Annotated in this window: 12 protein-coding genes; 2 read left to right on the top strand and 10 right to left on the bottom strand. The window is 66.7% G+C overall.

What is annotated here, in order from left to right:
- The first annotated feature begins 4 nt into the window (after nucleotides 1-4).
- Entirely contained in the window at nucleotides 5-691 is a 687-nt protein-coding gene (gene lexA, locus NF551_RS06115; protein WP_227895321.1) for a transcriptional repressor LexA, read from the top strand.
- A gap of 73 nt (nucleotides 692-764) precedes the next feature.
- Here lexA and NF551_RS06110 read toward each other — a convergent pair whose 3' ends face one another.
- Together NF551_RS06110 and hflX are read right to left on the bottom strand one after the other, a co-directional pair.
- Nucleotides 765-2,816: an ATP-dependent DNA helicase gene (locus tag NF551_RS06110; protein WP_227894784.1), complete on the bottom strand. Its 2,052-nt coding sequence runs from the start codon at nucleotides 2,814-2,816 to the stop codon at nucleotides 765-767.
- The gene (gene hflX, locus NF551_RS06105) at nucleotides 2,809-4,383 is read right to left on the bottom strand and encodes a GTPase HflX (RefSeq protein WP_227894785.1); all 1,575 of its coding nucleotides are present in this window, start codon (nucleotides 4,381-4,383) and stop codon (nucleotides 2,809-2,811) included. The genes NF551_RS06110 and hflX overlap by 8 nt, the downstream gene beginning before the upstream one ends.
- A gap of 146 nt (nucleotides 4,384-4,529) precedes the next feature.
- On the opposite strand from hflX, the gene NF551_RS06100 reads away from it, so the two are divergent.
- A complete protein-coding gene (locus tag NF551_RS06100) occupies nucleotides 4,530-5,141 on the top strand; it encodes a class I SAM-dependent methyltransferase (protein WP_227894786.1) in 612 nt (203 codons plus the stop codon).
- A gap of 9 nt (nucleotides 5,142-5,150) precedes the next feature.
- Here the strand turns inward: NF551_RS06100 and dapF are convergent, their stop codons facing one another.
- From dapF to NF551_RS06060, 8 genes are all read right to left on the bottom strand, one after another.
- On the bottom strand, nucleotides 5,151-6,101 hold the full coding sequence (gene dapF, locus NF551_RS06095) for a diaminopimelate epimerase (protein WP_227894787.1): 951 nt from the start codon (nucleotides 6,099-6,101) through the stop codon (nucleotides 5,151-5,153).
- On the bottom strand, nucleotides 6,098-7,006 hold the full coding sequence (gene miaA, locus NF551_RS06090) for a tRNA (adenosine(37)-N6)-dimethylallyltransferase MiaA (protein ID WP_227894788.1): 909 nt from the start codon (nucleotides 7,004-7,006) through the stop codon (nucleotides 6,098-6,100). Before miaA ends, dapF begins: the two co-directional genes overlap by 4 nt.
- Entirely contained in the window at nucleotides 7,003-8,535 is a 1,533-nt protein-coding gene (gene miaB, locus NF551_RS06085; protein ID WP_269437291.1) for a tRNA (N6-isopentenyl adenosine(37)-C2)-methylthiotransferase MiaB, read from the bottom strand. The genes miaA and miaB overlap by 4 nt, the downstream gene beginning before the upstream one ends.
- A 117-nt stretch (nucleotides 8,536-8,652) precedes the next feature.
- The gene (locus NF551_RS19005) at nucleotides 8,653-9,459 is read right to left on the bottom strand and encodes an aggregation-promoting factor C-terminal-like domain-containing protein (protein ID WP_341482255.1); all 807 of its coding nucleotides are present in this window, start codon (nucleotides 9,457-9,459) and stop codon (nucleotides 8,653-8,655) included.
- 81 nt (nucleotides 9,460-9,540) lie between these two features.
- A complete protein-coding gene (locus NF551_RS06075; protein WP_227894790.1) occupies nucleotides 9,541-10,827 on the bottom strand; it encodes a coiled-coil domain-containing protein in 1,287 nt (428 codons plus the stop codon).
- Nucleotides 10,828-10,905: 78 nt separating this feature from the next.
- Nucleotides 10,906-11,490: a regulatory protein RecX gene (locus tag NF551_RS06070; RefSeq protein ID WP_227894791.1), complete on the bottom strand. Its 585-nt coding sequence runs from the start codon at nucleotides 11,488-11,490 to the stop codon at nucleotides 10,906-10,908.
- 9 nt (nucleotides 11,491-11,499) lie between these two features.
- On the bottom strand, nucleotides 11,500-12,564 hold the full coding sequence (gene recA / locus NF551_RS06065) for a recombinase RecA (RefSeq protein WP_227894792.1): 1,065 nt from the start codon (nucleotides 12,562-12,564) through the stop codon (nucleotides 11,500-11,502).
- A 211-nt stretch (nucleotides 12,565-12,775) separates the two neighbouring features.
- Nucleotides 12,776-13,000 (bottom strand): DUF3046 domain-containing protein, encoded by a 225-nt coding sequence (locus tag NF551_RS06060; protein ID WP_227894793.1) that lies wholly within the window; start codon nucleotides 12,998-13,000, stop codon nucleotides 12,776-12,778.
- Nucleotides 13,001-13,079: the final 79 nt, after the last annotated feature.

The following is a 13,079-nucleotide window of genomic DNA, read 5'->3' as shown; positions in this document are numbered from 1 at the left end:
GTCCCTGACTCCCCGGCAGAAGAAAATCCTCGAAACGATCCAGGCGTCCGTCAGCACCAACGGCTATCCGCCCTCCATGCGCGAGATCGGTGACACGGTTGGCCTGGCCAGCCTTTCGAGCGTCACGCACCAGCTCAGCCAGCTGGAAAAGATGGGCTACATCCGCCGTGATCCCAAACGGCCCCGGGCCATGGAGATCCTTGTGCCCCTGCTCATGCACACCGAGCGGGGCACGGTTTCCGCCGCAGGCGATGCGTCAGCGCCCGCGGCAGATGCGCGAACGGCATCCAACGTCACGGAACTGACGACGGCGGTGGACACGGCAATGGTGCCGCTGGTCGGCAGGATCGCCGCCGGCGGTCCCATCCTCGCGGACCAGGTCGTGGAAGAAATGATCCCGCTGCCCCGGCAGCTGGTGGGGCACGGCGAGCTGTTCATGCTGCGCGTATCCGGAGACTCCATGGTGGACGCAGCCATCTGTGACGGCGACTGGGTAGTGGTCCGCCGCCAGCAGACGGCCGAGAACGGCGACATCGTCGCCGCGCTGCTGGACGATGAAGCCACCGTCAAGACATTCCGCCAGCGCAACGGCCACACCTGGCTGCTGCCGCAGAACACGCGCTACGAACCGATCATGGGAGACCACGCCACCATCATGGGCAAGGTCGTCTCGGTGATGCGTTCCCTCTAGGCATTCCGCACGGAAAAGCCCGCCTTTCGCTGTCTTCCAGCGAAGGGCGGGCTTTGTTCTTGTGCAAGGCCCGTCAGGACTTCACGCCCATGTTCTCCCCTGCCTGGGCCTCGCGCAGCCGTTCCAGGATGCCAAGCGCCACGGTACGGTCAGTGGTGCTCCAGAACGGCGGCAGTGCGGCACGCAGGAACCCGCCGTAGCGGGCAGTGGCCAGCCGTGAATCCAGGACGGCGACCATGCCGCGGTCCCCTGCTGCACGGATCAGGCGCCCGGCGCCCTGCGCGAGGCGAACGGCTGCGTGCGTCGCCGAGACCGTCATGAAGCCGTTTCCGCCTGCTTTGGCCACGGCACGGGTACGTGCCGTCATCAGCGGGTCATCGGGACGCGGGAACGGGATGCGGTCGATCACGACCAGGCGGCACGAGCCACCCGGAACGTCGACTCCCTGCCACAGGGACATGGTGCCGAACAGGCAGGTGGCGTCCTCCTCAGCGAACTGCTTGACCAGACCAGACATGGACGATTCCCCCTGGCACAGGATCGGAAAACCGACCTTGGGCCGCAGGGCAGCGGCGGCTTCTTCGGCGGCGCGGCGGGAGGAGAACAGTCCAAGCGCCCCTCCGCCGGAGGCCTTGAGCAGCGCTTCCAGTTCTTCCAGCTGCGCGGCGGACGTGCCGCGGTCGGGCTTGGGCAGGTCCTTGGCAACGTACAGGACGCCTTGCCGCGGGTAGTCAAAGGGACTGCCGACGTCGGATCCCGTCCATTGGGGTGCCGCTGCGCCCACGAGCCCCAGTCCGCCTGCCACCGGCCCGAACTCGGAACCAATCGCCAGGGTGGCTGACGTCAGGATGACGGTATGGCCGTCGAACAGCCCGTCGCGCAGCCGGCCGGCAACGGACAGCGGAGCGACATTCAGCGTGGCGGGCGCGTCGTCGTCGGGAGGCGAATAACCCTCCCCCGGAGAGAAGGTGCTCGGCCGGGACGCCCATACGACTTCACCGGCGTCCGGAGCGGACACCAGACGTTCACACACTTCCAGCACACCCATCAGGCGAGAGCGGGCCATCTGGCGCCCGCCGTCCCCGGCGTCTCCGCCCTCAGGCTTGGAATCGGAGAGCGCCACACGGCACGCTTCCCGGACCCGTCCGACGGCGAGTTCCTGCTCGCCGTTCAGGCCCGACGGCAGCAGGCCGGCCGGAACGCCTTCCATGGAGGCATCGAACGCGCGTCCGGCTGCTGCCAGCTCCTCCACCGAAGCGGAGGTGTGCTTGCGGGCGGCCGTCACGGCGGCGCTGATGAGGGTGCCGGAAAGCTGGCCGGTCACCGCTCCCGTCACCCGGTCCTGCAGTTCATGGGCCTCATCGATGACAACGACGTCGTAGTCCGGCAGCACTGCGAGGCCCTCAAAGGCGCTGATCGCGAGCATGGCGTGGTTAGTGATGACCAGGTCGGCGACGGCGGCCTTAGCCCTGGCGCGTTCGCTGAAGCACTGCTCCGCCACCGGGCACCGCTGGGCGCCGAGGCATTCCATTGACGTCACCGAAACCTGCCGCCAGGCGCGGTCGGTCACGCCGGGGAGCAGCTCGTCGCGGTCCCCGGTTTCCGTCTCTTCCGCCCATTCCCGCAGCCGGACCACTTCCCTGCCCAGGGCGGAGGTGGGTCCTGCGGCAGGAGCCGGGTGGGCTACGCCGTGGTCATCGCCAAGGCTGAAGAGGGCACCCGGGTCGTCGTCTTCCGGGAACCCGCCGCCTGTCTTGTGGACGCAGACATAGTTGCTGCGCCCTTTCAGCAGTGCGACGTCGACTTCCCGCGGCAGCTTCGGTGCCAGGGCAGCCAGCAGCCGGGGAAGGTCCCGTCCCACGATCTGCGCCTGGAGCGCCAGGGTGGCAGTCGAAACCAAGGCAGGCTTGGTGCTCTCGAGGGCGTGGTGGATGAGCGGAACCAGGTAGGCCAGGGACTTGCCGGTTCCGGTCCCGGCCTGCACCAGCAGGTGCTTTCCGGTCTCGATCGACTCCGCCACCTGGCGTGCCATATCGTGCTGTCCCGGGCGGTTTTGGCCACCCATTGCGTCCACCGCGGTGTCCAGGAGTTCCAGGACCTCCGCGGCTGCGTCCTTCTTAGGCATGGAGGGTGAACGGCTCCAACTCAGGCGCCAGGGAATCGCGGACCTTGACCCGCAGGCGTGTTCCGCCTTCCTCGTGGTCGAGCGAGAGGATTTCCGCGTCCAGGCTGTGCAGCCGGGAGACGACGTCGCCGCGCTGGTAGGGGACGAGGAGGTCCAGTTCGATTCCGGGCCGCGGGATGCCGTCAGAAATAGCCTGCCGGAGTTCCTCGATGCCTTCGCCGGTCCGGGCGGAAACCACCACGGTCCGCGGCTCGCGCTGCCGCAGCCGTTCCAGGACAAACGGATCAGCCGCATCGGCCTTGTTGAGCACGATGATCTCGGGGATCCGGCGTGCATCCACGTCCGCGAGGACCGCACGTACTGCGGCGATCTGACCCTCCGGGTCCGGGTGCGATGCATCAACCACGTGCAGGATCAGGTCAGCGTCGGCGACTTCCTCCAGCGTGGACCGGAAGGCCTCCACCAGCTGTGTGGGCAGCGACCGGACGAACCCGACAGTGTCCGCCAGGGTGTACCCGATCCCGTCAGCGGTCTCGGCCTTGCGGATGGTCGGATCCAAGGTGGCGAACAATGCGTTCTCCACCAGGACTCCGGCGTCGGTGAGCCGGTTGAGCAGGGAGGACTTGCCCGCGTTGGTGTAGCCGGCGATGGCGACCGAAGGAACCTCGTTGCGCTGGCGGTTCGCCCGCTTGGTCTCGCGGGCAGGCTTCATCGCGGCGATTTCACGGCGCAGCTTCGCCATCCGTGTACGGATCTTCCGCCGGTCCAGCTCGATCTTGGTTTCACCCGGTCCGCGCGAGCCCATGCCGGCGCCGGCGCTGCCTACCTGGCCGCCTGCCTGCCGGGACATGGATTCACCCCAGCCGCGGAGACGGGGAAGGAGGTATTCCAGCTGGGCCAGTTCCACCTGGGCCTTGCCCTCGCGGGACTTGGCGTGCTGGGCGAAGATATCCAGGATCAGCGCAGTGCGGTCGATCACCTTCACCTTGACGATGTCTTCCAGGCCGCGGCGCTGGGAAGGCGAAAGTTCGCTGTCCACGATCACGGTGTCCGCACCCGTCGCCAGAACGATGTCCTTCAGCTCCTGCGCCTTGCCGGATCCGAGGAAGGTGCCGGGGTCCGGCTTCATCCTCCGCTGGATGATCCCGTCGAGCACTTCGGAACCGGCCGTCTCAGCGAGGGCTGCGAGCTCACGCAGCGAATTCTCGGCGTCGGCCGCCGTTCCTTCCATCCACAGACCGGCCAGGACAACACGTTCCAGGCGCAGCTGCCGGTACTCGACTTCGGTGACGTCTTCGAGTTCAGTGGAGAGTCCTGCGACTCGGCGCAGTGCGCGGCGGTCCTGCAGATCCTGCTGGTCTCCGTCGAAGACAGAGTGCTCCGCGTCCTGCACTGAGAGGGCCTGTGCCTGCCGGGAGAATCCGGAGGGCGAATCGGGCGACACGCTGCGCTTGGCAGCGGTTGCTTCTTCCTTGGCCAGGATCCGGTCGATCACGCCCTGGATTTCCTCGGGCTTGAGGTCCGTGGGCGTGGAGCCGGCAGCGGGACGGGAATTGTTGATGGTCATAATCTCCTTAGACGCAAGTGTTAACCATGGTAGGTCAGCGGACCCACATTGTGCGGGCTCTCCGGGGACCTGTGCAATACCTTGCGCAGGCTCCGGCTCCGGGCCGATGGCTGCCCGGAGCCGGGAAGCCACTAATCTGGATTGTTATGGGTTCAGAGCATTACTTCAGTTCACAGCCGTCCGCACCCGAGGTGCGCAGGCCGCTGCGTGTCACACTCAACGGCCGGGACGTCACCTTGGCCACCTCTGGCGGGATTTTCTCGCCCGACGGCATTGATAAGGGAACGCAGGTACTGCTCTCCGGTATTCCCGACCCGGCAGCTGAGGGCAACCTGCTTGATATCGGCTGCGGCTGGGGACCCATCGCCCTCACGATGGCGCTGAAGTCACCCGGAGCACAGGTCTACGCCGTCGACGTCAACGAACGGTCCCTGGGCCTGACGCGGGACAACGCTGCCACACTCGGGCTCGGCAACGTCCATGCCGCGCTGCCCGAGGCTGTCGATCCCGAGCTGCGGTTTGCCACCATCTGGTCGAATCCGCCCATTCGCATTGGCAAGGATGAACTGCACGCGCTGCTGCTTCAGTGGCTTCCCCGGCTGGCCCCCGGCGGCACGGCGTGGCTGGTGGTCCAGAAAAACCTTGGTTCAGACTCCCTGCAGCGCTGGCTGGAAACGGCTCTGGGCGCGGGTTTCGACGTCAGCCGCCACAGCACGGCAAAGTCCTTCCGCATCCTCAAGGTCGCACGAAAGGACTGACCCGCCGGGCTAGAGCACGGTTCCGCGGGCCACGAGGACAGCCGGTCCGCTGAGTTCCACGTGCTCACGGCCGTCCGCACCGGGCAGGAAGCGGATACCGAGGACTCCCCCGGGCACCGCTACGCTCCAGGCATCAGGGGCCCCGGTACCCGCCCAGAAGCGTGTGGCGACCGCTGCCGCACAGGCTCCCGTGCCGCAGGAGCGGGTCTCCCCGACGCCTCTTTCGTGGACGCGCATGGTGAGCTGGCCGACGCCGTCGAGCACCAGCGGCTCCGCCGGCACCACGAACTCTACGTTGGTGCCGTTTTCGGGAGCGGGCTCCACCGACGGCGCCTTGGTGAGGTCCGTTGCGGCCAGTTCGGAAAGCTCAGCCAGGGCGACGACGGTGTGGGGATTGCCCATGCTCACCGACAGTCCCGGGCGGGGCACTTCGAGTCCGTCGGCGTTCACGACGGTGTCCATGGCTTTGGCCGCGGCGTGGTCGGGGAAGATGAATTCCCACGGCCCCATGTCAACGGCGTACCCGTCCGGGGTGCGCGTGACCGTCTTCAGTCCGCCGCGGGTTCCGATGGCCAGTGCTTCACCGGGGGCCAGCGAGGCCAGTCCCTCTTCGAGCAGGAAATGCACAAAGACGCGTACGCCGTTGCCGCACATCTCCGAGACGCTTCCGTCGCCGTTGCGGTAGTCCATGAACCACTCGGCGTCCGGGTTGGTCTGCAGCAGGGCCTGGCCCTCGGGCAGGTGCTCGGACCGGACAGCGCGGATAAACCCGTCGGCACCGATTCCGCTGTGCCGGTCACACAGTGCCGCTACATCGCCCGGGGCAAACTCCGACAGACCGTCGGGGTCTGCCACGAGGACAAAGTCGTTGCCGGTTCCGTGCCCTTTCGCAAAGGACAGGCCGGTGAGGGCAAGCGGAAGGCCGGAGGCGGACAGGGCTGCGGGGGAAGGAATGCTCACCCCTCAAGAATAGCGGCGGCTGCCTTGTCCACCAGACGGGGATCGTCGAAGTCCAGCCATGTCACGCGCGGATCTGCCCGGAACCAGGTCAGCTGGCGGCGGGCGAACTGCCGGGTGGCCACCACGGTGTCCTCCGCAGCCTTCTCGACCGTGGATTCGCCGTCGAGCACTTTGAGGAACTGGGCGTAGCCCAGGGCCCGTCCGGCAGTCCTGCCGGTACGCAGTCCGGCCGCGTCCAGGCGCCGTACTTCCTCTTCCAGGCCCTGCTCCACCATGTGTTGCACCCGCAGGGCCAGCCGCGAGTGCAGCAGGCTGCGTTCAACCTGCAGCCCAATCTGGACGGCGGGCTGGAAGTACGTACGCTCGGGCATGAAGGAGCTGAACGGACGCCCGGTGAGCTCGTGGACTTCCAGGGCGCGCACCACGCGCCGCGCATCGCCCAGGCGTCCGGCGGAGACCGGGTCAACGGCCTTCAACCGGTTTCGCAGGTGTTCCAGTCCGGACGCTTCCAGTTCTGCTTCCAGGCGCCGGCGCACCTCCGGATCCGTGCCCGGGAATTCCAGGACGTCCAGTGCTGCGCGCACGTAGAGTCCGGAGCCCCCAACGAGGATGGGCCACCGGCCGCGGGAGCGGATGTCGGTGATCAGGCTGCGGGCCTGGGACTGGAAAGCCGAGACGCTGGCTTCTTCCGTGACATCCATGATGTCGAGCAGGTGGTGCGGGATTCCGGCGCGTTCGGCCAGGGGAAGCTTGGCGGTCCCGATGTCCATGCCGCGGTAGAACTGCATCGAGTCGGCATTGATAATTTCCCCGCCCAGCCGGGCGGCGAGGGCGACGCCGAGATCGGACTTGCCGGAGCCGGTTGGACCTACGACGGCGAGGACCGGGAGGTCTTGTCCGCTCACTGGCGCGGTGGCAGGGCCGGCATGCCAAGCAGGACACCGGTGCGGGCTCCGTCGGCGGCCGGTGCCGGAACACCGCAGGAATCGGCTTGCGCACGGTCCCAGGCATCTCCTGCCCGTGAGCGCCGCAGCGAGTAGTCGGCGGCGGAGGCGGGATCCGAGACCAGGTGGAACGCCGCTGCCGAGGTGACGGGCACGGTGACCAGGTCTCCGGGCCGGGGAACCGGTGCTCCGTCCGGGACGGAGAAGTGAACCAGCCGCTGGTCACGGGAGCGTCCGGAAAGGCGCCCGGTCTCCGCGGACTTCTTCCCGGCGGCGGCCGTTACCATGACCTCGACGGTCCGGCCGACCTGCTTGGCGTTCTCTTCCGCCGCGATCCGGTCCTGCAGCGCGGTAAGGCGCTCGAAGCGTTCCTGCACGACGGCCTTGGGCAGCTGGTCTGGCAGGTCAGCTGCCGGGGTGCCCGGGCGCTTGGAGTACTGGAAAGTAAAGGCCGTCGCGAACCGCGCCTGTTCGACGACGTCGAGGGTGGCCTGGAAGTCTTCTTCGGTCTCCCCCGGGAAGCCGACGATGATGTCGGTCGAGATCGCTGCGTGCGGCATCTGCTCACGCACGCGGTCCAGGATGCCCAGGAACTTCTTGGACCGGTAGGACCGGCGCATATCCTTCAGCACCTTGTCCGAGCCGGACTGCAGCGGCATGTGCAGCTGGGGCATCACGTTGGGTGTTTCGGCCATGGCGTGGATGACGTCGTCGGTGAAGGCGGCGGGGTGCGGGCTCGTGAACCGGACCCGTTCCAGGCCTTCGATGCTCCCGCAGGCGCGCAGCAGTTTGGCGAAGGCGCCGCGGTCACCGAACTCGACTCCGTAGGAGTTGACGTTCTGGCCCAGCAGCGTGACCTCGATCGCGCCGTCGTCCACCAGTGCCTGGACCTCGGCGAGGATCTCGCCGGGACGGCGGTCCCGTTCCTTGCCGCGCAGGGACGGGACGATGCAGAAGGTACACGTGTTGTTGCAGCCAACCGAGATCGATACCCAGCCCGAGTACACGGAGTCACGCTTGGTCGGGAGGGTGGAGGGGAAGACCTCCAGCGACTCGAGGATTTCCAGCTGCGCGGCGTCGTTGTGGCGGGCACGCTCGAGCAGGGCCGGCAGCGCGCCGATGTTGTGGGTGCCGAAGACTGCATCCACGAACGGTGCCTTGGCGAGGATGGTCTCCCGGTCCTTTTGAGCCAGGCAGCCGCCAACCGCAATCTGCATGCCCGGCCGGGACTCCTTGACGTGGGCCAGCTGGCCCAGGTTCCCGTACAGCTTGTTGTCCGCGTTCTCCCGGACGGCACAGGTATTGAAGACCACGACGTCGGCGTCCCCCTCGGTGGCGGGCACGTATCCGGCTCCTTCAAGCAGGCCGGAAATGCGCTCCGAGTCGTGCACGTTCATCTGGCAGCCGAAGGTGCGCACCTGGTAGGTACGCAGCGGGGCCTCCTGACGGGTGTCGAAGGTCTCTTCAGGCGCGGGGCGGGATACAGACAGGCTCACCATCCAAGGGTACGACGCGGCGCCGCCGCACCCCCAATTCCGCCGAAAGGCCAGAAGAAGGCCTTTCCAGCGTTGAAAAGAGCTTCTTCTGGCCTCTCGGCGAAGGCGGGATTAGTACCAGTTGTTGGCGTAGTGGAAGTTCAGGGCGGAGCAGGGGCTGCCGTAGCGGGATTCGATGTAGGTGAGCCCCCAGTTGATCTGCGTCCGGTAGTTCGTCTGCCAGTCGCTTCCCGCGGCCGCGAGCTTGATCCCGGGCAGTGCCTGCGGGATGCCGTAGGCACCGGAGCCTGCGTTGGTTGCGCTGGTGAGCCATTCGGATTCCTTGGTCCACAGCGTGTCCAGGCAGGTCATCTGCGAGGCATCCCAGCCATGGTTTCCGAGGACCGACGCAGCGAAGGCCTTCGCACCTGCGGGATCGTCCACGGGGACAGCAGCGGCGGCGATTCGGGCGGCTTCCTCCGCAGCAGCCTGCTCAGCGGCCGCCTGCTCAGCGGCCGCCTGCTCTGCGGCTGCAGCTTCCGCTGCCGCAAGTTCAGCGGCGACGTGTGCGGCTTCCTGCTCGACTGCCGCCTGATCCGCTTCCGCTGCCTCGTCGCCGGACGAAGTTGCGGCTGACGTCGGCCCGGCGGCTTCCGGGGCCGCCGGCGGGCTCGCCTCCACTGAGGGCGAAGCGTCCGACGGCGCCGGCTCGGCGGCCCGGGCAGCCTCATCCGAGCCATCGTGCAGGAGCGGCAGCGCCACGCTCGCCAGCTGGATGCCGGCTGTCGCACGGAGGTCATCCTCGCTCGCGGCAGCGCCCACCGTACCAACCATCGCCAGGGTGGCCAGGGCAACCCCGGCGGAAATCTTTCTTCTGTTCCTGCGCCGGGCAATGGTCCGCTGCCGTCTTAGCTCGCGCCGTCCGTGTACTTCAGTCATAAGTCCGGGACTGTACACAGAGTTTCTGGGACGGATTTCGAAACGGTAACACTCAGGTTGCGTTTAGATAACGCAGCCGCTTTAATACCAGTTCACTCGCTCCGAATGGGCCCACGCTGCACAGGGGCTTCCGTACCTCTGACTGATATACATCAGCCCCCAGTTGATCTGGGTCCGGTAGTTTGTCCGCCAGTCGAGTCCCGAGGCGGCCATCTTGTCCCCTGGAAGGGACTGAGGGATGCCGTAGGCACCGCTGTACGGATTATGTGCGCTGGTCCGCCAGTTGGACTCCCTGTTCCACAGGTCAACGAGACAGCGGAACTGGCTGCCGTCCCAGCCATAGGCGGACGAGGCGCCGGCCGCGTACGCCTGGGCACCGGCAGGGTCATCTACGGGAGCGGCCGGGGGCGGGGGAATAACGGGCTGCGGTGCGGGATTTGCCGCCAGCGGAGGTGCCGGAGCGGGTGCCGGGACTGGTGCCGGGGGCGCCTGGGGCGCCGGCGGCAGCACGGGAGCCGGCTCGGGGCCCTTGGGAATCGTGGGATTAATCACAGGCTGACTCTCCGGCCGAGGCGTTTTTCCCGCCGCCAGGCGTGCGGCTTCTGCCTGCTGGCGGACTGACTCCTCAATGCGAACTGCTTCCAGCCGTTTCAGTTCAGCTTCCGCCGTGCTGTCCTTGAGTTCGGCCAGTTGGGCCACCAGCACCACTGTACGTTCTTCCTGTTCACGGACGGCTTGCTCAGCTGCGGAAGTGGCCGCTTCCGCTCCTTCATAGAGTTCCCCCGCCTCCTCGGCCAGGGCTTCACGTGCCCGGCGCTCCGCTTCCTCGGTTTCCTGCAAAGAAGCGGCGGTGCTTTCGGCCGCCGCTGCCTGTTCGAAGAGACGCGCCGTCCGGTCCGTTACAAGCTGCAGCGTGGCCAGCCGGTCAAAATGGGCGGCGCCTGCCTCGGCGTCGAGGATAAACAGAAGGCTGCTGTCCATTCCGCCGGTCTTGTACGTCTGGGCCGCGAGGGCGCCAACTTGGCTGCTAAGGGACGCTGCTTCAGCTGCTGCGGCGCTGCGCGCTGCCGCGAGCTCTCCGAGGCGGGCGTCACTGGCCTCCAGTTCGCTGCGCAGGACGTCATAGCGGCTCGACGCATCTACGGCGGCGTTGCCCAGCTCCCCGGCCTCGGACTGCAGGTCGGCCAGGTGGCGCTCCAGTTCCGAGACCTGTTCCTGTTTGGCCGACGCATCGCCTTTGGCTGCGGCAATTTCCTCCCAGCTGGGATAGTCCGCTGCCGAAGCGGGCGCAGCAACGAGGAAGGCAGATGCCAGCGCACCGGCAGCTGCCGCAGCCATAAGGGACGAGTAGCGTAACTTCTGTCCCAAAAACCTCATTGTAAACATAGTGATGCCCAGCATACGGCACGGAATGTTGCTGCTCCTGATGCCGCACGGGCTGCAGGCCTAGGCGTCTGAGGCAAGTTCGGCCGCCCTCGCTGTGAGGCCCTCTTCGACCACGGAGAATCCCAGGGACGGCGAGTAGCCTTTGCGGGCCAGCATGGAAACGAGCCTGCGGACCAGTTTGTCGCGTTCTTTGCGGTCCTGCGGCACAGCAGCGTTGCGCAGCTTGCGGCGGACGAGGTCCCTGGCGGCTTCCCATTCGTCGTCGGTGCTGACCTGCTCCAGGGCTTCTTCAGCCAACTCCGGCGCGATCCCCTTCTCCGCCAGCTCCCTGCGGATCGCTGAGCGGGCCAGGGAGCGGCTCTGCGTCCTGCTGCGCACCCACATCTGAGCGAACTCAGCGTCGTCAATGAGCTGCACTTCCTCGAAACGGTCCAGCACTGCGCTCGCCACGTCCTCCGGAACGTCGCGTTCTGCAAGCTTGTCCGCCAACTGGCGGCGGCTTTTGGCGGAACTTGTCAGCTGGCGCAGGACTATAGCGCGGGCGACGGCGTAGGGGTCAGCTTCGGGAACGGAATCGGCCGGCGAGCCGGGCGTGGGGCCATCCCCCGCGCCCGGCTTCCGTCCGCGGCGCCGCTGCTGCTGCATCCGTTGAGGCTATGCGCCGGCGGCAGCGGCCTTGCCGGCTGCCGTTTCCGTCTTGCCGCTGGCCGCCTGCTCCTCGGGCGCCGCGTCCACACCAAGCTTCACGCGAAGCCGGCGTTCGATCTCATCAGCAAGTTCCGGATTATCCCGGAGGAACCGGCGGGAGTTTTCCTTGCCCTGGCCCAGCTGGTCGCCGTCGTAGGTGAACCAAGCGCCCGACTTCTTCACGATTCCATGCTCGACACCCATGTCGATCAGGCCGCCTTCGCGGGAAATCCCCTGCCCGTAGATGATGTCGAACTCGGCCTGCTTGAACGGCGGGGCCATCTTGTTCTTGACGATCTTGGCACGGGTACGGTTACCGACCGGGTTGGTGCCTTCCTTCAGCGTTTCGATTCGGCGCACATCGATGCGGACCGAGGCGTAGAATTTCAGGGCCTTGCCGCCGGTAGTGGTCTCGGGGCTGCCGAAGAACACGCCGATCTTCTCGCGAAGCTGGTTGATGAAGATTGCCGTGGTTTTGGTCTGGCTCAGCCGCCCGGTGATCTTCCGGAGTGCCTGGCTCATGAGGCGGGCCTGGAGACCCACGTGGCTGTCGCCCATTTCGCCTTCAATTTCGGCGCGCGGCACCAGGGCAGCAACGGAGTCAATGACCACGATGTCCAGGGAGCCGGAGCCCACCAGCATGTCCATGATTTCCAGGGCCTGCTCACCGGTGTCCGGCTGGGAGACCAGCAGCGCGTCCGTGTCCACGCCGAGCCTCTTCGCGTACTCCGGATCCAGGGCATGCTCGGCGTCGATGAACGCGGCGATGCCGCCGTTCTTCTGTGCATTAGCCACGGCGTGGAGCGCGACGGTGGTCTTACCCGAGGATTCCGGTCCGTAGATTTCGACAACGCGTCCGCGCGGGAGTCCGCCAATGCCCAGGGCTATGTCCAGTGCGATGGAACTGGTGGAAATCGTTTCGATGGGGGCGCGGGTTTCGTCGCCCAGCCGCATGATCGAACCCTTGCCGAACTGCTTGTCGATCTGGGCCAGTGCTGCTTCGAGTGCTTTGGCGCGGTCTGGAGCGGCCATTCTTCACCTCTGTTGTTGTGGCTGTTAATGATGTTCCCGGCCCGGGGGCCTGCTTATCGGTTGCTCATTGGAAACCGTAGGCGACGGCACTGACATCGCTGCGTTCGCGTGCCGCCGATGTGGACAGCCGGTGCGGGGCGGGCCGGGTGCTGCCCCTGTGTAGGAGCATATCGGCATCCGAACAGATATTCGAATGACGTGCCCGCGTGTCCTAGGTGGTTTTCGGTTTAACATCCCGGCCCAGGCGTCTTTCGTCGGGCACCTCCTGGATGTCACACACGGCGAGCCAGACCCGTTTGGGCTCCACTCCCCGCGCCAGGGCCTCGCTGGCTGTCTTTCCCCCGAGGCCGGTCAGGACAAGGTCGGAGGCAAGGACCCGGGAATACGCCGGGCCAAACTCGTCGTCCATGAGCCGCCAAAAATCGCTGATACGCATCGCTTAATCCTCTCACGCTCCCCCGCCGGTCTCCCCTGGCCAAGCGGACGGGGCCCCGGCTCAGGCTAGGCCGCGGCCT

The sequence above is a fragment of the Arthrobacter caoxuetaonis genome, from assembly GCF_023921125.1.
Lineage (GTDB): Bacteria > Actinomycetota > Actinomycetes > Actinomycetales > Micrococcaceae > Arthrobacter_B > Arthrobacter_B caoxuetaonis.
Note: the sequence above shows the minus strand (reverse complement) of the source record. Positions and strands in the feature narration are given on the sequence as shown.